General features: G+C 43.7%; 16 protein-coding genes and 1 other RNA gene. 7 read left to right on the forward strand and 10 right to left on the reverse strand.

Annotated features, from left to right (window positions below):
• Window positions 1–4 precede the first annotated feature (4 nt).
• From ptsP to GLW00_RS04450, 5 genes are read right to left on the reverse strand one after another with little or no spacing between them, the layout of a single operon-like run.
• A complete protein-coding gene (gene ptsP, locus GLW00_RS04430; protein WP_160911567.1) occupies window positions 5–1,723 on the reverse strand; it encodes a phosphoenolpyruvate--protein phosphotransferase in 1,719 nt (572 codons plus the stop codon).
• A gap of 4 nt (window positions 1,724–1,727) precedes the next feature.
• Window positions 1,728–1,994, reverse strand: coding sequence for a phosphocarrier protein HPr (locus tag GLW00_RS04435; RefSeq protein ID WP_115894425.1), 267 nt, complete (start codon window positions 1,992–1,994; stop codon window positions 1,728–1,730).
• 54 nt (window positions 1,995–2,048) lie between these two features.
• Complete coding sequence (locus GLW00_RS04440) at window positions 2,049–3,947, reverse strand: PTS fructose transporter subunit IIABC (RefSeq protein ID WP_160911569.1); 1,899 nt, start codon at window positions 3,945–3,947, stop codon at window positions 2,049–2,051.
• Between the two features lie 15 nt (window positions 3,948–3,962).
• Window positions 3,963–4,877, reverse strand: coding sequence for a 1-phosphofructokinase (gene pfkB, locus GLW00_RS04445; RefSeq protein WP_160911571.1), 915 nt, complete (start codon window positions 4,875–4,877; stop codon window positions 3,963–3,965).
• Window positions 4,874–5,623, reverse strand: a complete 750-nt coding sequence (locus tag GLW00_RS04450; protein ID WP_160911573.1) for a DeoR/GlpR family DNA-binding transcription regulator — start codon at window positions 5,621–5,623, stop codon at window positions 4,874–4,876. The genes pfkB and GLW00_RS04450 overlap by 4 nt, the downstream gene beginning before the upstream one ends.
• A 365-nt stretch (window positions 5,624–5,988) precedes the next feature.
• Between GLW00_RS04450 and secG the strand changes: the two genes are divergently transcribed.
• The 3 genes from secG to rnr all read left to right on the forward strand — a co-directional run bounded on the left by secG (window position 5,989) and on the right by rnr (window position 9,759).
• Complete coding sequence (gene secG / locus GLW00_RS04455; RefSeq protein ID WP_089651380.1) at window positions 5,989–6,222, forward strand: preprotein translocase subunit SecG; 234 nt, start codon at window positions 5,989–5,991, stop codon at window positions 6,220–6,222.
• Window positions 6,223–6,686: 464 nt separating this feature from the next.
• Window positions 6,687–7,430, forward strand: a complete 744-nt coding sequence (locus GLW00_RS04460) for an alpha/beta hydrolase (RefSeq protein WP_160911575.1) — start codon at window positions 6,687–6,689, stop codon at window positions 7,428–7,430.
• A gap of 40 nt (window positions 7,431–7,470) precedes the next feature.
• A complete protein-coding gene (gene rnr, locus GLW00_RS04465; RefSeq protein WP_160911577.1) occupies window positions 7,471–9,759 on the forward strand; it encodes a ribonuclease R in 2,289 nt (762 codons plus the stop codon).
• 42 nt (window positions 9,760–9,801) lie between these two features.
• Here the strand turns inward: rnr and GLW00_RS04470 are convergent, their stop codons facing one another.
• Together GLW00_RS04470 and GLW00_RS04475 are read right to left on the reverse strand one after the other, a co-directional pair.
• Window positions 9,802–10,221 (reverse strand): Thoeris anti-defense Tad2 family protein, encoded by a 420-nt coding sequence (locus GLW00_RS04470; protein WP_160911579.1) that lies wholly within the window; start codon window positions 10,219–10,221, stop codon window positions 9,802–9,804.
• Window positions 10,222–10,308: 87 nt separating this feature from the next.
• Entirely contained in the window at window positions 10,309–11,181 is an 873-nt protein-coding gene (locus GLW00_RS04475; RefSeq protein WP_160911580.1) for a GNAT family N-acetyltransferase, read from the reverse strand.
• A gap of 157 nt (window positions 11,182–11,338) precedes the next feature.
• On the opposite strand from GLW00_RS04475, the gene smpB reads away from it, so the two are divergent.
• From smpB to GLW00_RS04490, 3 genes are all read left to right on the forward strand, one after another.
• A complete protein-coding gene (gene smpB, locus GLW00_RS04480) occupies window positions 11,339–11,803 on the forward strand; it encodes an SsrA-binding protein SmpB (protein WP_089651385.1) in 465 nt (154 codons plus the stop codon).
• Between the two features lie 97 nt (window positions 11,804–11,900).
• Window positions 11,901–12,263, forward strand: a transfer-messenger RNA (tmRNA) gene (gene ssrA / locus GLW00_RS04485).
• Between the two features lie 292 nt (window positions 12,264–12,555).
• Window positions 12,556–12,981: a universal stress protein gene (locus GLW00_RS04490; protein WP_160911582.1), complete on the forward strand. Its 426-nt coding sequence runs from the start codon at window positions 12,556–12,558 to the stop codon at window positions 12,979–12,981.
• Between the two features lie 79 nt (window positions 12,982–13,060).
• Here the strand turns inward: GLW00_RS04490 and GLW00_RS04495 are convergent, their stop codons facing one another.
• Window positions 13,061–13,501 carry a DUF2512 family protein gene (locus tag GLW00_RS04495; protein WP_160911584.1) on the reverse strand — a complete coding sequence of 147 codons (441 nt, stop codon included), beginning with the start codon at window positions 13,499–13,501 and terminating at the stop codon, window positions 13,061–13,063.
• Between the two features lie 105 nt (window positions 13,502–13,606).
• Window positions 13,607–14,605, reverse strand: coding sequence for an arginine deiminase family protein (locus tag GLW00_RS04500; protein ID WP_237417410.1), 999 nt, complete (start codon window positions 14,603–14,605; stop codon window positions 13,607–13,609).
• Between the two features lie 64 nt (window positions 14,606–14,669).
• Between GLW00_RS04500 and GLW00_RS04505 the strand changes: the two genes are divergently transcribed.
• Entirely contained in the window at window positions 14,670–15,986 is a 1,317-nt protein-coding gene (locus GLW00_RS04505) for an amino acid permease (RefSeq protein ID WP_160911586.1), read from the forward strand.
• Here the strand turns inward: GLW00_RS04505 and GLW00_RS04510 are convergent.
• The gene (locus GLW00_RS04510; protein WP_160911588.1) at window positions 15,975–16,730 is read right to left on the reverse strand and encodes a YqcI/YcgG family protein; all 756 of its coding nucleotides are present in this window, start codon (window positions 16,728–16,730) and stop codon (window positions 15,975–15,977) included. The two genes, GLW00_RS04505 and GLW00_RS04510, sit on opposite strands and share 12 nt — an antisense overlap.
• Window positions 16,731–16,786: the final 56 nt, after the last annotated feature.

Genomic DNA, 16,786 nt, shown 5'->3' on the forward strand with positions numbered 1-16,786 from the left:
AATACTACTTCGTTTGTGTTTTTTCTTTGACAAATGCGACAACTTCTTCTGCTGTACCCATAGAAAGGATTTCTTCTTTATAAGAAGTCCATTCCTTCCTGGATAGTTCTCTGATCTGTGTACGGGCAGGAAGAATAGATGTTGCACTCATACTGAATTCATCCAAACCAAGTCCGAGTAGGAGAGGGATAGCAATTTCATCGCCAGCCATTTCCCCACACATGCCAGCCCATTTACCTTCGGCGTGAGCGGCTTCAATCACATTATTGACCAGGTTCAGAATCGCTGGGTTGTAAGGCTGGTACAAGTATGACACGCGCTCGTTCATACGGTCAGCGGCCATTGTATATTGAATCAGGTCATTGGTACCGATACTGAAGAAATCGACTTCTTTAGCGAACTGACGGGCAATTACTGCTGTTGCAGGAATTTCAACCATCATTCCGACTTCGATATCATCTGAAACATCCTGACCTTCTTCCTTAAGGTTTGCGCGCTCTTCATCAAGAATTGCCTTCGCTTGACGGAATTCTTCCAATGTAGCGATCATTGGGAACATGATCTTCAAGTTTCCGTGGACGCTGGCACGCAGCAATGCACGAAGCTGAACGCGGAAAATATCGTCGCGCTCCAGGCAAAGGCGGATGGCACGGTATCCAAGGAATGGGTTCATTTCTTCAGGAAGATCCAAGTAGTCAAGCTCTTTGTCTCCACCGATATCCAGTGTACGTACGACGACAGGCTTGTCTCCCATTTGCTTCAGTACTGAAGAGTATGCATCAAACTGCTCTTCCTCTGTTGGCAGCTGGCTTTTGCCCATATAAAGGAACTCTGTACGGTAAAGGCCGACACCTTCGCCGCCGTTGTTCAAGACACCTTCAACGTCGTCAGGGGTTCCGATATTAGCAACAAGCTCTACGTGGTCGCCTTCAGAAGTAACAGTGGCTTCATCCTTAAGCTTCGCCCACTCTTGTTTCTGTTTCTCGAAATCGTCCTGCTTCTGCTTATACTCCGCAATCTGATCGTCACTTGGATCAATGATGACATCCCCACTGATTCCGTCGACAATAATCATGGTATCCTTTCCAGCTTGGGAAGTGATATTTTTCGTTCCAACAACGGCTGGAATTTCAAGAGAACGAGCCATGATCGCTGAGTGAGAAGTACGGCCCCCGATATCTGTCGTGAAGCCTTTTACGTATTGTTTGTTCAATTGCGCGGTATCCGAAGGTGTTAAATCGTCTGCGACGATGACCACTTCTTCGTTAATCAACGCAGGGTCCGGGAATGTTACACCTAAAAGGTGTGCCATTACACGCTTGGTAACATCATTGATGTCTGCTGCTCGTTCACGCATGTATTCATTATCCATGCCTTTGAACATGTCGATGAACATGTTGGCCGTCTCAGAAAGAGCGGCTTCTGCGTTAACATTCTCGCTTTTGATTTTATCTTCAATCGGTTGAATCAATTCTGGGTCGCTTAAGACCAATAGGTGGGCAGAAAAGATTTCCGCGTGTTCGTCACCTAAAGATTTTCTTGTATGTTCTTTAATTTTCTCAAGCTCTGATTTTGAAATATCCAGAGCCTCATGCAGGCGCTTGACTTCTTGTTCCGGCTGTTCAATATCTTTCTTATTGAAAGAAAGATCCGGAGCTTCCAAGCGGTAAACTTTTGCAATAGCAATTCCGCTGGAAGCTGCAATACCTTGAAGCTGTGTCATGCTGTTATTCCCCCAAGCCTTCGTTCTTCATTGTTGTTTCCATATGGTCAATCGCTTCCTGTTCGTCACTGCCTTCCGCTGTAATTTTAACTTCAGCGTTTGCAGGGATCCCAAGGCTCATGATTCCCATGATGGATTTAAGATTTACGGATTTTTCTTTGTAATGTAGGTTGATATCAGACTCGTACTTTCCTGCATTTTGTACAAGTACTGTTGCTGGACGAGCGTGAACACCGTCAGACGATGTAATTTTAAAAGATTTCTCTACCATTATAATTCCTCCTTAAACATGCTATTGTTTATGACTTACCCTAACTTTATTATTTTAAGCCTTTTGGATGTCTTTTTTCAAGAATCCTACAACAATTGCTGCAAGAATTGTACCGGCAATGATTGCCACTAGATAAAGGAGGATCTGCATGAACCCACCTTCTACGAGCGGGGCAACGATAATACCGCCGTGCGGGGCGCGCAGACCGATCCCGAACAACATCGTCAGCATACCTGTCAAAGCACTGCCTGCGACCATTGAAGGAATCACACGGGCCGGGTCAGCTGCTGCGAATGGGATGGCTCCTTCGGTGATGAAGAAAGCTCCAAGTGGATAAGCGGCTTTCCCTGTTTCGCGCTCCTGTTTCGTGAATTTGTTTTTGAAAAGGGTCGTAGCTAAGCCCATCGCAAGAGGTGGAACCATGCCACCAGCCATCGCTGCTGCTATAAATGTATAGTTCCCTGCATCGAGGGCTGCAATTCCGAATGTGTAGGCCGCTTTGTTCACGGGGCCTCCCATATCGACTGCCATCATACCTCCGACAATGAGACCAAGAAGAGCGAGGTTCGATCCACTCATATTTTCAAGAAATCCGAATAACGCTGTATAAACGCTTGTCAGCGTAGGGTTGATCAGTAACATTATCATACCAGTAGCAAAGATCGTGATAACAGGATAGAAGAGTACGGTCTTCATCCCATCCAATATAGCAGGTAAACCTTCCAGCCACTTTTTAACAAGGAGTGTCAAATAACCGGCTAAGAAACCTGCAATCAATCCGCCAAGGAAACCAGAACCGTTCGTTGCATTTTCATTGGCCGTTTGCGTGATAGCGATCAATCCACCGACCATTCCCGGTGCAAAACCAGGTCGATCCGCAATACTGGAAGCAATAAAACCGGCAAGGACTGGCACAAGCAGGAAGAAAGCATTTCCGCCACCTATGATATTCAACATTTCTGCGAAGCGGTTGTATTCCTCATTTGATGGATCTGCAGAATTGATTCCCCAGAAGAAGGAAAGGGCAATTAAAATTCCTCCTCCAACAACGAAAGGCAGCATGTTTGATACACCATTCATCAGATGTTTGTAAAAACCTGTGCGCTGTCCTTTATCCTGAGAACCTTCTTTTTTCTCTCCAGTACCTTGGTAGATAGGCGCATCTTTCCTGGTTGCTTTTTCAATCAATTCTTTCGGTTCATGAATGGCCTTAGCGACGGGTACCTCAATGACCGGCTTTCCTTGGAAAGGTTCCATTTCAACTTTTGTATCCGCGGCAACGATAATCGCATCAGCCTCAGCAATATCCTCACTTGTCAGGCGGTTTTTGACTCCGCTGGAACCATTGGTCTGAACTTTGATGTTCACACCCATTTCTTTCGCTGTAGCTTTAAGTTTGTCGGCTGCCATATACGTATGAGCAATACCGGTCGGGCACGCAGTAACCGCAAGGATTTTACCTGTGTTTGTTTCTTCTGTTTCTTCCTCATCGTCTTCTTCGGCTTCTTTGGCATTGATCGCTTCAATCACGTCAGCTTCTGTCTTCGCTTCTTCCAGCTGCTGGCGGAAGTTGTTATCCATTAAAAAGGAAGAAAGACGGGAAAGTGTTTCTAAATGTGTATTGTTAGCGCCTTCAGAAGCGGCAATCATAAAAAATAGATTCGTCGGCTGACCGTCCAGGGATTCATAATCTAATCCATCCTGTGACCTTCCGAAAGCAATGGCAGGATCCTTTACGGCAGAAGTTTTTGCGTGCGGGATGGCGATTCCGTCCCCAATTCCTGTGGTACTCTGCTGTTCACGTGCTTCAATGGCTTGCTTGAAATCATCGCGATCATTCAGCTTACCGGCATGGTCCAATTGCCCAACAAGCTCATCAATCGCCTCTGGCTTGGAAGAGGCAGACATATTCAATACGATGGTTTCTTTCGTCAGTAAATCTGTAATTTTCATGGTGATTCACTCCCCTTAGTTTATATTGGAAACGTGTATTTCTGTCAGTAAACGTTCAACATCTTCTTTTTGACAAAGGTCATCCTGAAAAGCGGTGGCACTTCCTGATGCCACTCCATAACGGAAAGCTTCCTGGATGGATTCCTCATTTTCCAGAGCGGCTAGAAAACCAGAGACTACGGAATCTCCTGCTCCGACTGAGTTTTTCACGTGACCTCGAGGAACATTGGCAAACATTTCGTGTTCTCTGCCTACATATACAGCGCCTTTACCGCCCATAGATACAATGACGTGTTCAACACCTTGATCAATCAACCGCTTTCCGTAGTGAGCTGCTAATTCTTTTGTATCAATCTCCACATTGAAAAGTTCGCCCAGCTCATGATGGTTTGGCTTCAGTAGGAAGAGCGGGTGACCGAGCAATTGTTCCAATGCTTTGCCGGATGTGTCAGCCACGACTTTTGATCCATTTTCAGCGCAGATGGCCGCCATGGTTATATAAAAGTCGGACGGCAGGGAAGAAGGTAGACTTCCAGCAAGAACAAGGGTGTCACTGGTAGAAAGGTTTCTCACTTGTTCCAACAGCTCTTCTTGTAATGGTTTTGATATTTCAGCTCCAGGCCCGTTGATCTCTGTTTCCATGTCACTTTTCAGCTTGACGTTCACTCTTGTCGTTTGAGACGTTTCAATAAAAGCGTGATCAACTGCTTCCCTGTCTAAAAACTGCTGGACATAAGCACCTGTGAAGCCACCAATATATCCAAGTGCTTTTGTTTTAACACCAAGCCGGCCCATAACACGGGAAACGTTGATGCCTTTTCCTCCTGGGTAATAGAAGGTTTCCCTGGCTCGGTTCAAAGCTCCTGCCTCAAACGCATCGACGTTCATGATGTAGTCGATGGAAGGGTTTAATGTACACGTGTAAATCATGTTGTCACAACCTTTATATTCGTTTTCTTACGGTATTCTTCGATGGATGCTCCGTTAAAATCGGTAATGATTTCTGCTTCTGAAAGATCAGAGAATTTCATGAAAGCGACTTTCTCAAATTTAGAATGGTCAGCAAGTACAAAACGATTCTTTGATAAATTCAAGGTCATCTCTTTAATTGCCGCTTCTTCAGGGTCGGGGGTGGTGTATCCATCTTTGAGGGTTACTCCGTTTGCTCCCATGAAACACTGGTCGAAGCGGTATTGTTGAAGGTTTTGAATCGCACCTGAACCGACGACGGCGCCTGTCTGGTGTTTAACAAGACCACCGAGGACATAGGTTTTAATTTGATGATTATTCAGCGCGTCTAAGTGACTTAATCCGTTCGTTACAACAATGATGTTTTTCTCTTTCAAGAAGGGAATCATCTCATAAGTAGTGGAACCAGCATCAATGAAAATGCAATCCCCCTCCTGGACGAGCGAGGCTGCGTATTGAGCAATGGCTTGTTTTTCACTGTGAAATTTTGTGACTTTTTCCACCATAGTCGGCTCTTCACTTGCAGAGCTACTTAATGAAGCTCCGCCATGCACCCGCCTTAAGAGTCCTTGGTCTTCCAACTGATCTAAATCACGACGGATGGTTGATTCTGACGCCCCTGTTACTTCAACTAGACGTTTGATTTTTGATGTATGATCGTTTTTGACTGTTTTTATTATAAGTTGATGGCGTTCTGGTGTAAGCATGTTCCTACACTCCCTGCTTGTTATCTATATTTATAATAAAAGAAAACCCTTACAAAAATCAACCATAAACTTTCAAAAACGTTCAAAAACAATCAAAACTGTTCAAGGAAGAGTGGAGAGCAGGTTCAGCTTTTTGTACCTCACGATGAAAAAGCGTTACGTGCCTAAGTGGTTGCCCACCCAAAATACTGTCCTCTGTTTCAATAGACATCTTTAGTTTTATATAATCGATATTCTCTTTCTTATAGCTTTTCCTATACGCGTGTCCATACTTTTAATGAATCTAGAATAAGCTTGCTGATGTAAGGCTTTTATGCTACATTTAAACTAGTTATCTGTACGTTTTTAGGAGGTGTGGGCACATCATGGAAACACTTGCAATTACTTTATTAACCATTAACACGATAGCAATGATCGTCCTTGTACTATTGCAATCCGGAAAGAGTGCCGGTCTTTCAGGAGCGATTTCTGGCGGAGCGGAACAATTATTTGGGAAGCAGAAAGCACGAGGAATTGACGCAGTGTTGCACAAAGCAACGGTAGTAACAGGCGTGCTTTTCTTTGTATTAGCTTTCTTAACTGCATATATCCTCGGTTAATTAACAAAAACTGCGCTTCATGAACACGAAGCGCAGTTTTTTTATGTTCTCCTTTTCAAGTTTAATCCTTCACAATAGCTCCCTTTTCTTGAAGACTCAGTTTCGAGACTTTTGTTGAGTGGATCGGGCTGCGGGGAATGACTCGCTTTCCGCGGGAGCGCGGTGAGCCTCCTCGGACTACGTCCTGTGGGAAGTGCGTGGTAGATGAGACCCCACAGAGCGTTAGCTCGAGGAGGCTCATCACTCGCCCACGGAAAGCGAACCTTTTCCCGGAGCCCCTAAATCCACACAAACATCTCGAAATCGAGTCTTCCACAATCCTGCCATATAGCTGAATAACAGCGGGAAAAGCTTGTTGAGGTTCAAAATGTGCCAGGGGAACTTAATTTTGGTAAAATAGAATACATTGCCCTTTAGAATGAAATCTTAAAAACAGGACATAGATGAAGTAAGGAGAGAATGACATGAAAATTAAACAACCTCAGCCATTCACGTTTGAGGAAGGAGAACGTGCGGTATTATTACTACATGGATTTACTGGCCATTCTGCTGATGTGCGGATGCTTGGCCGGTTTTTGCAAAAGCACGGCTATACCTCACATGCTCCCATTTATGCAGGGCATGGTAAAGAGCTTGAAGCATTGATCGAAGCAAGACCCGAGGACTGGTGGGCGGATGTCCAGGACGCCTTGAACCATTTGCGCGGACTCGGCTATAAGAAAATTGCTGTCGCGGGATTATCCCTTGGAGGTGTACTTGGCCTGAAGCTTGCTTATTCAGAGCCTATCAAAGGAATCATTACCATGTGCTCGCCGATGTTCTTTGATAATGAGAAGCAATTGACCCAAGGGTTCGAATTCAAAGCGAGACAGTATAAGCAACTCGAAGGAAAAGATAAAGAAACCATTGATCGTGAAGTACAGGAACTTCTTAATGACTCGGAAGAGATGTTCAAGCAGTTAGGCGGGTTCATTACGGAAGTTCATGATGAAGTCGATCAAATCTACACACCTACTTTTGTTGTACAAGCAGAAAATGATGAAATGATTAACACAGAAAGTGCAAACTATATTTATGAACAAGTAGAAGCCGATCAAAAAGATATTAAATGGTACAAAAACTCTGGTCATGTGATCACGATGGATAAGGAAAAAGAGCAGCTGCACGAAGATATCCTCGCTTTCCTGGAGTCTCTGGACTGGTCATGATACCGGAGTCTTGTCCTTCATTTAAAAGGAGGTAAGACAATTGAGTATAGAGTTAAAACAACAAATCTTAGACTTTTTCAAAGAAACAGCATCAAAACCACTATCTGTACAAGAGCTTGAAGAGACATTGGAACTTGGGAGTTCTGATGAATTCAAGGACCTCATGAAGGTACTGAATGAACTTGAGGAAGAGGGAGAGCTTGTGCGGACGCGCAAAAACCGCTTCGGTCTTCCAGAGAAGATGAATCTAATTCGCGGACGTATTCAAATGCATGCGAAAGGGTTCGCTTTTCTGATCCCTGATGAAGAGGATAAGGATGATGTGTACATTCACCATTCCGACCTTCATTCGGCCATGAACAATGATAAAGTCCTTGTTCGCATTGAGAAACGGAAAGAGGATGGGACGCGGCCGGAAGGTACGGTCATCCGTATACTGGAAAGAGCTACGACACGTGTTGTTGGAACATATGAATCCAGCCGCAATTTCGGTTTTGTTATTGCCGATGATAAGCGGATTCCTAATGATATCTTCATTCCGAAGAGTCAGAACAATGGCGCCATCGATGGACACAAAGTTATCGTGAATATTACGAAGTTCCCTGAAGACCGTATGAGCGCTGAAGGGGAAATCGTAGAAATCCTTGGACATAAAAATGATCCTGGCATTGATATCATCTCCATCATTTATAAGCATGGGATCAAAGTGGACTTTCCTGAGGAAGTGTTGCAGCAAGCGGCAGACACGCCGGATGAAATCCACCCGGATGAAATCAAGAACCGCCGCGATCTGCGTGATGAAATGATTGTGACAATCGATGGAGCGGATGCTAAAGACCTTGATGATGCTGTCATGGTCAAGAAGCTTGAAAACGGAAACTACAAGCTGGGTGTTTCCATTGCCGACGTCACCTATTATGTAAAAGAAGGTTCGCCTATTGATCAGGAAGCGAGAGAACGCGCGACGAGTGTGTATCTGGTGGATCGAGTTATCCCTATGATTCCACACCGTTTATCCAACGGGATCTGTTCCTTGAATCCGCAAGTGGATCGTCTTACATTGACATGTGAAATGGAAATCAACCGTAGCGGAGAAGTCGTGAACCACGAAATTTTCCAAAGTGTAATCAAGACCAATGAACGAATGACTTATAAAGATGTGAACAGCATTTTACAGGACGAAGATCTTGAATTGATGAAAAAATATGAAGAGCTTGTGCCGATGTTCAAAGACATGGAGAAGCTTGCGAGTATTTTGAGAGGAAAAAGAATGGGACGCGGGGCCATTGATTTTGACTTTAAAGAAGCCGGCGTTGTCGTTGACGAGGAAGGAAAAGCTGTCGACGTCCGCCTGCGTGAGCGTTCTGTGGCAGAGCGTTTGATTGAAGAATTCATGCTGGCTGCAAACGAAACTGTAGCAGAACACTTCCATTGGATGGATGTTCCGTTCATTCACCGTATTCACCAGGATCCGGATGAAGATAAGCTGCAGAACTTCTTTGAGTTCGTTGCTAATATGGGATATTCCGTCAAAGGAACAGCTGACAATGTTCATCCACAGGCTTTGCAGAAGGTGTTAGAAGAAGTGAAGGGTACACAGGAAGATATGATTATCTCGAAGCTGATGCTGCGCTCCATGCAGCAGGCGAAGTATGATCCTCAAGGTCTAGGTCACTTCGGTTTGGCAACGGATTTCTATACCCACTTTACTTCTCCGATCCGCCGATACCCTGACTTGATCGTCCACCGTCTGATCCGGACTTACCTGGTCGAAGAAAAACTGGATTATAAGACACGGAAACATTGGAAAGATCAAATGCCGGAAATTGCCCGCCATTCTTCTGAGATGGAACGTGCGGCTGTGGATGCGGAACGAGAAACGGATGACCTGAAAAAGGCAGAATTCATGCAGGATAAGATCGGAGAAGAATATGAGGGTGTCATCAGCTCTGTGACCAGTTTCGGAATGTTCGTGGAACTTCCGAACACGGTAGAAGGCCTGGTGCACGTCAGTACATTGACCGACGATTATTATCATTATCATGAAAAACAGTATGCCATGATCGGGGAACGCACAGGGAATGTTTATCGAATCGGTGATGAAGTAACCATCAAGGTGACCAATGTCAATATTGAAGAGCGCGTCGTTGATTTTGAAATTGATGGCATGAAACCGAGAAAAGAACGGAAACGTCCAGAGCGTCCGAAACAGATTAAATCTAAGGGTCCTGACCGGAAAAAAGAGAAGAAGAAAAACAAACAAAAAGGGAACAAACCTTTTTACAGGAACAAAGGTGTTCCTAAAAAAGGAAGCAAAAAGAAGAAATAAGAAAAACGCGCGAAATCATTTCGCGCGTTTTTTAGTGGCGTTTTATGCACTGATCGTACTTTGAACAGTGGCTACATCCTGTGCATTTAAATAGCGTGCGGAATTGGTAAGGTCCAAATCTACGAAACGGGACCACTGTGACAATTCATCTTCTTCTACGAGGTGGTTGTTCATGATGCTGCCTTTGTTTTCAGAGCAAATGTGATAAGAAACAAAAAGTTTACCCTGCATCAATTCGCGGTCATGGGAGACAGAAACAATCGTCCACTGATCTTTGTCTGTTTTCTCCCAATCAGAAGCGAGAGCATCCTCTGTTGTTAAAGAATAAAAAGCAGGTTCATTATGATCAAAGAAAACAATTTTTCCTTTTCCATCTTTTACAATATATCCAGAATTCTTCCATGTATGACGTTCCAAAGCATGACCTTCATCTAACAGCTGTACGGCTTGCATAAAGTTCATAGTCTTTAATCCTTTCTTGCGTTAAAATTTTTCCTTAGAGGATTCTAAATACTATGAAGGAGCTTGTCAATATATGCGGGAGTATTTTCATAATTGTGGCTTTTTCCAAGAGCCATAAAGGATCCAAGGTTCCTGGACATCATAGGCGGTCAGTTCAGGAATGTTCTTAAATCCCTGGTCTGAAAAATCGATCCAGCAGCCGACATTATCCGAATTGTTCTTCCAATGATCAAGAATGGTTTCAAAAAAACCTGGTTGATTGTAATGATCGTCCCAGAAGTACTTAACATGGGAATAATCGTATTTTTTTGTATCGTTTTTAATAATGACGAACCGACTTTGGTCATCATTTTCAAAAAAGGAACAAGCCTGTAAATAATCATCGGTAAAAAGAGCTTCGTCAAAAGGAAATGGATAGTAGCATTCGTATGGGAATGTTTCTAAGGCGTTTTCTTGCAAACTGTTCAGCAGGCTGCGCTTCCTTTTTAGAGTGTGAACAGGCTTCCATACAGCTCCTGGCGTGTGGCCTGTCAACAAGTCAGGGCGTTTTAAAGTGAGGTAGTGGATGATTGGTCCTTGGTTGATTTCGAGTTTTTCAAGGACGCGCCTTGCTGGTAAATTGCCAAGGTGTGTATTCGCCCCGATCCAGCTGACTCTTGGGTCTTTATTCAATTGATCTACGACAGGTTTTAGCAGTTCTGTGGCGTGCCCTTTCATATGAAAGCGGCGGTCACTTCGAAGCCTGCCAAGCATAGCGAATTTGTCCTGACCAAAGAGGCTGTAACCGCCGACAGCGAGCATGTGTCCATGCTGAAAAAGCCCGAAGAGCTCGTGACTGTCAGACGTGACGAGTCGATCGAAAATCCGTACCACATAGTCGTCTTCAATGCCTGTCTCCATTTCTTTGAGAGCCGTGTAGTCTTCTATTGTTAAGGGTTTTACATTCATGACTTGTTCCATACGTTGTATCTCCTTTATCAAGCATATGCAACTTTATATTCTCACACGCTGACAGAAAAAGTCTATTCAGAAAGGTCAAAATTCATCCGTAAGCTATCAATTGGAAATGACTAAGAGATTTGGTACAATGAAGGGACGCAACAGAGGAGGAAAAGGTATGCCAAGAGGACATGGAAAAACGTTAGCTCAAAATAAAAAAGCCCGTCACGATTTTGCCATTGAAGAAACGTTTGAAGCAGGAATCGTTTTACAGGGCACAGAAATCAAATCGATCCGTAATGGCCGTTTGAACTTGAAAGACAGCTTTGCCCGCATCAATAAAGGTGAAGTGTATCTGCACAACATGCACATTTCTCCATACGAGCAGGGGAATATTTACAACCATGAACCCACTCGGGCACGTAAGCTGTTGCTGCACCGAAAGGAAATCAATCAACTGATCGGCCAAACACAACAGAAAGGCTATTCTTTAGTTCCATTGAAGGTCTATATAAAGAATGGTGTGGCTAAAGTGCTGGTTGGAGTTGGTCGAGGCAAGAAGAAATATGATAAGCGGGAAGATCTGAAACGTAAACAGCAGAAGCGTGAAATCGACCGTGCGATCAAGGACAGTCTTCGATGACGCCTACCCCTTGAAAAATATTATATTTCTGCTATAATAATATTTGTCGTCAACACGACATGGATAAACAGCTTGACTGTTATCCCTTAATCCTAACGGGGACGTTACGGATTCGACGGGGATAGGTCGAGCTCGGGTTGCGAGTCGAGCGACGCCTCGTAAAACCGTCATTTGCCTAAATATAACTGGCGAATCTAACGAAAACCTAGCTGTAGCTGCGTAAGTAGTCTATAGCTGATCCTTCCTGGTATCGCCCATGTGCTAGATGAAGGGTCTCAAACTAAAGTGGGCTACGCGTTTTTCCACCGCCTGAGGAAAAACGAAGAGAACAATCAGGCTAGCTCCTCGGAAGCCTGTTGGTAGGCTGAAGAGGCAGTGAAATATAATATATCAACTACGCCCGTAGAAGCCCGAGTGCCGATATCTCCGGACGTGGGTTCGACTCCCACCGTCTCCACCAATACATATATTGGTGGTTTTTTTATGCTTCATTTTCCCCACAGGGGTTTTTCGCGCCCTCTTCACCTCTCATTCATAATAGACTCCTTAAGAAAAAGGGATTCCTTAGCAATGAATTTTTTGTATTTATAAGAGAGTAGATTTGATAAAATAGTTATAAGTAAACCTTTAGCCTAACGCTTGAATCATCAAAAGTCGTCTAAGGTTGAGGAGCTTTTTTCATAAAATGAAAGCGATTTCTTTTTTATGGTGAAGCTATCTATTCATTATTTTCTATGAAGGAGAGAATGTAAATGGCAGAAAAAATTCTAGTGCCGATTGATGGTTCGGATTTTTCGATTAGAGCTTTACAACATGCAATGGAGATAGCAAAAGCAATGGGGGCTGAGATTATTCTCTTAAATGTTCAATATAATTATAATTCCCCTAATATTAATCGGTTTGTAAGCAGAGAAGAAGTGCGTCAATACCAGCAGGAAAACGCTAAAGAAGTAATTGATGAAGCCTTAAAAGCATTCGGTAATTCTGAGATTCCCGTACACACAAAAATGAGAATTGGTTCACCCGACTTTGAAATTGCTAAAGAAGCAAAAGAATCAAATGTCTATAGTATCGTTATGGGGTCTCGAGGATTAGGTGCAATCAAAAGTAAGATTGTGGGCAGTGTTAGTTTTAATGTTTTGCATGTAGCTACCTGTCCAGTCACAATGGTTAAATAATTCAAAACAGGAAGAAGACAAGCAAATGTCCATAAAAAAAGAAGACCTGGCCCCCTTGATGTTGGGACTAGGTCTTACATTAATTCCTATCTTTATTTTTATATGGCGTTAGTTCTTGAGAGGCTTCTGTTCGTAAATTTCCATTCGGTACCGATGCTTCGCCTTCTGGGTCATCATCACTTTCCAAGGTTCTAACGACAGATTGATGGAAAAAGTATTCAAATATGGCTAAAGAAACAGTGGAAAGAATGGAGGCCGTGAACACGTCCAGGCTTGTGGAAATGGCGCCAGTCATAAAGTAAATGAAAATGAAAATGAACACAAGATCAAATAATGTCGTTGTGATGTTTTTTGCGCGGTCAAGAACGATACGATCCCCGGTGGCATAACCCACCAGACTTAGGACAAAGCTGATCAGAAAAACATCTCCAAACGAAACCTTAAATCCTCCACCTAAAATGAGGAAAAGGATGACAAATGTCATGATGAATTTCATTGCGAATAGTTTTACATGTTCCAAATGCACACCTCCTTGGTCCTATCCTTTCTCACTCCATCGTCCATCATTCCTATTTAAATGAAAAGCTCTTTCATGTAAGCTTTTGACCCTGCTTCAGAACACTTTCTATCGTCGTTCAATAGGCAAGGTCATACATCGAATTCCGCCTCCGCCCGCTTCTAATTCATCAACATCCACTTCAATCAGCCGTTTCTTTTTCAATTGTTCATTGTGGAAAATCTTTTTATGGGCTTTCGTGCTGATTAATAACGTTTCAGGATTCAAATTCAAAAAGTTGATATCAGCCACGGTATGTTTCACTTCATCGGTCCAAATGATTTCAAACCCATGACGGTGAAGGAATTCGTGCATCATGACATAGGAGGATCCGTTTGCAGATAAAACCTCGACAGGAAAATAGCGCATATAACTTTTGGCCAAAGCTAGTCCATATCCTGCAATATTGAAGTTCATATCAAGGTGCATCGTATCTCCACGACGGGGAAGGTCGATGATCCCCACTTCAGAAAAACCGAGAGGGATTAATTTCTCTTTTAATGCCTTTGCGCTCTCGTAGCTTGACCGCATTCCTACATTGATAAAGACCGCATCCTTGTTTAAAACGAAAACATCCCCGTTCTCAAGTGCATTTACTGTATCATTTTGGTGGATGGAGAAATGTCTTTCATCAAACCACTGCTCAAAAACTTTATGGGCATGAATGTACTCAGGCCTTCTCATGGTAGTACCAGCTTCCCCGGGAATTACCTGATTCCCGAACACGCAAGCGAGGTCACGGACAAAAACGCGGTTAATCAATTGTTCATGGAACGCCCGTTCCTCACTCTTAAGAAAAGTGGAATAATCAATGACTTGCACACCTTCGTTACTCATGGCGTCCACCATTTTGTTAAAACAATGTCTGGTTTTATCGCTGTCAGCTGTCTTCTCCCAACGAAGATCTGTTGCCGTTTGTTTATCAGGGACATGGAGGACGGAAGGTTTACAAACGACGACACTTTTAAGTTCGTCGAATTCATTCCAGCAATGAGGGGTCAATGAGATCATGAATATCACGCTCCTTTTTTCATCTCTTGATACTTTCTCCTCATCACGAAAAAACATTCTTGCTCTCCCGCACATAATCCTGACGATTCATTTCAAACTAATTGCAGGAGGAGGGGTGGGAATGACGGACGTACATAAAAAAGGAAAGCTATCCTGGTGGCAGCTCTCATTCATTGGAATTGGGTGCATTATTGGAACAGGCTTCTTTCTAGGATCGAGCATTGCTATCGAAAAAGCAGGACCTGCTGTGCTGTTAGCTTATTTATTGGCGGGGATTGGGACTTATATTGTTTTCCGTTCGCTCGCAGCTATGACGGCGAACCATCCTGAAAAAGGGTCATTTCGTACTTATGCCAAACAAGCCTTTGGACCATGGGCTGGATTTAGTAACGGCTGGGTTTACTGGTCCTCGGAAATGTTAATCATGGGGAGCCAGCTGACAGCCCTCGCCATATTTGCGCAGTTCTGGTTTTCTAAGGTCCCACTGTGGATGCTGGCTTGTGTTTTTGCCGTTCTTGGTCTCTTAGTGCTTTGGCTAGGTGTGAGACAAGTAGAGCGGATGGAGAATGTTTTCGGACTGATAAAAATTTCTGCGATCATCATGTTCATTATCATTGCGATCCTCGCTATGACTGGAAATATCGGTGGAGGAACACCGAGGCCTTTGACAAGTCCGCTGGCTTCTTTTTTTGATGGCGATTGGTCTGGTCTTTGGGTCGCTCTGCTCTATGCGTTTTATGCATTTGGAGGGATAGAAGTCATGGGGTTGATGTCTAATGAATTGAAAGATCCAAAAGATGCACCCAAATCAGGGACACTGATGTTGATGGTCCTCACCGTGGTTTACGTGACCGCCTTTTATTTTGTGATTAAGCTCACTTCATGGAAGAACATATCTACAGACGAAAGTCCTTTCCTCACAGCCTTAACGGAATATTCTCTTCCATGGGTGCCACATGTTTTCAACAGCGTTTTAATTATTGCCGGATTCTCCACGATGGTCGCTTCCCTTTATGCTGTGACGACGATGTTGATGACGTTGAGTGAGGAAGGGGACGCACCAGGGGTATTTGCAGAAAAAGAAGAGGGGAAAGTCTCAAAGCCTGCGTTTCTTCTGACGATTGTCGTCGTCATTCTTTCTATTTTACTTGCCGTATTCCTTCCTGATCGTATTTTTGAATATGTAACGACTGCAGCAGGGTTGATGCTCTTATACAACTGGGTATTTATCCTATTGTCTTACCGGAAATTGATGGTGAAAGGGAAAAAGGGAGTGACGCTCGTATTCTTCGGTATCGGCCTGATCGGTGCTGCCATTACGGGAACATGGATGGACGCCATGACACGAATCGGATTTTTAGTAAGCCTTTCATTCTTGGTCCTCATCGCAATAGCTACATGGGTGAAGCAAAAGAAAACACCCCATTCAGGGGCGTAAACTTTTCCACTTTTTTTTCAAAGCTGTAAAAGGACATTGGGGCAAAGTCGACTCATCGTCTTTTAAGAAGTACTGCTTCCACTCATGGTTATCTTTTTGTCCATACCACTTTAAGGCAGGGTGTGAAGGGACGCCGTCATACTCGACCAGGCGCTTCCGAATCACCTTTTTAATTTTTCTCCCAAACGGAGTAGAGTCATTGATTTCCTCAAAAACCCAACGGGGTTGGAAAGCGAGGAGCAGACAAGGAAAGCGGCGGCTGTTTCTTATTTCATGAACAGGTGTTGCACAGAAAGCGAAGTAAGGTTCCCCATTGAAACAAAATTCCCAAGCAGGGTCTTCAGGGTCTCGCGGGATGTCTTCAGGCCAGGGGGCAGGATCTTTTTTGTGTATTTCATTGAGTATGGTCCAGAAAAGCTCTTCATATCCATCGATGGTTGTTTGTTCATCCAACAAGGCTCGGGTATCACAAAAGATGACAAGAGAAGCATAATTCCCTGTGTCTCTTGAAACTTCCCCATAATCTTTTAATAAACGAGCCAACTGATCAGTACTATTATCTGTACGTGGATCGTCCAAGAATCCGAAACGCAGCATATTTTTCATGAACCCTTGTATGCCGGGTACACACGGATAAGGGGTTTCCCGCTGATTCATCATGCTCGAAAATTGTTCGTAAACTTCATACTGCCAAAGGTTCAAATCGATCACGTGGTTCTCTATATCTTCTTTGGTGTACAACATAAGAAATCTCCCTCCTAGGATACATCCATATCCTATTGGAGAGAGCATATATAGGT

The sequence above is a fragment of the Halobacillus litoralis genome (genome assembly GCF_009856445.1).
Classification (GTDB): Bacteria; Bacillota; Bacilli; order Bacillales; family Halobacillaceae; genus Halobacillus; species Halobacillus litoralis.

Coding starts and splice junctions, on each gene's coding strand:
- GLW00_RS04505 (WP_160911586.1), top strand. CDS start 14,670: ATGACGGACGTACATAAAAAAGGAAAGCTATCCTGGTGGCAGCTCTCA.
- secG (WP_089651380.1), top strand. CDS start 5,989: ATGGAAACACTTGCAATTACTTTATTAACCATTAACACGATAGCAATG.
- GLW00_RS04500 (WP_237417410.1), bottom strand. CDS start 14,605: ATGTTTTTTCGTGATGAGGAGAAAGTATCAAGAGATGAAAAAAGGAGC.
- GLW00_RS04435 (WP_115894425.1), bottom strand. CDS start 1,994: ATGGTAGAGAAATCTTTTAAAATTACATCGTCTGACGGTGTTCACGCT.
- GLW00_RS04460 (WP_160911575.1), top strand. CDS start 6,687: ATGAAAATTAAACAACCTCAGCCATTCACGTTTGAGGAAGGAGAACGT.
- GLW00_RS04510 (WP_160911588.1), bottom strand. CDS start 16,730: ATGTTGTACACCAAAGAAGATATAGAGAACCACGTGATCGATTTGAAC.
- GLW00_RS04440 (WP_160911569.1), bottom strand. CDS start 3,947: ATGAAAATTACAGATTTACTGACGAAAGAAACCATCGTATTGAATATG.
- pfkB (WP_160911571.1), bottom strand. CDS start 4,877: ATGATTTACACGTGTACATTAAACCCTTCCATCGACTACATCATGAAC.
- GLW00_RS04475 (WP_160911580.1), bottom strand. CDS start 11,181: ATGGAACAAGTCATGAATGTAAAACCCTTAACAATAGAAGACTACACG.
- GLW00_RS04470 (WP_160911579.1), bottom strand. CDS start 10,221: ATGAACTTTATGCAAGCCGTACAGCTGTTAGATGAAGGTCATGCTTTG.
- GLW00_RS04450 (WP_160911573.1), bottom strand. CDS start 5,623: ATGCTTACACCAGAACGCCATCAACTTATAATAAAAACAGTCAAAAAC.
- GLW00_RS04490 (WP_160911582.1), top strand. CDS start 12,556: ATGGCAGAAAAAATTCTAGTGCCGATTGATGGTTCGGATTTTTCGATT.
- smpB (WP_089651385.1), top strand. CDS start 11,339: ATGCCAAGAGGACATGGAAAAACGTTAGCTCAAAATAAAAAAGCCCGT.
- ptsP (WP_160911567.1), bottom strand. CDS start 1,723: ATGACACAGCTTCAAGGTATTGCAGCTTCCAGCGGAATTGCTATTGCA.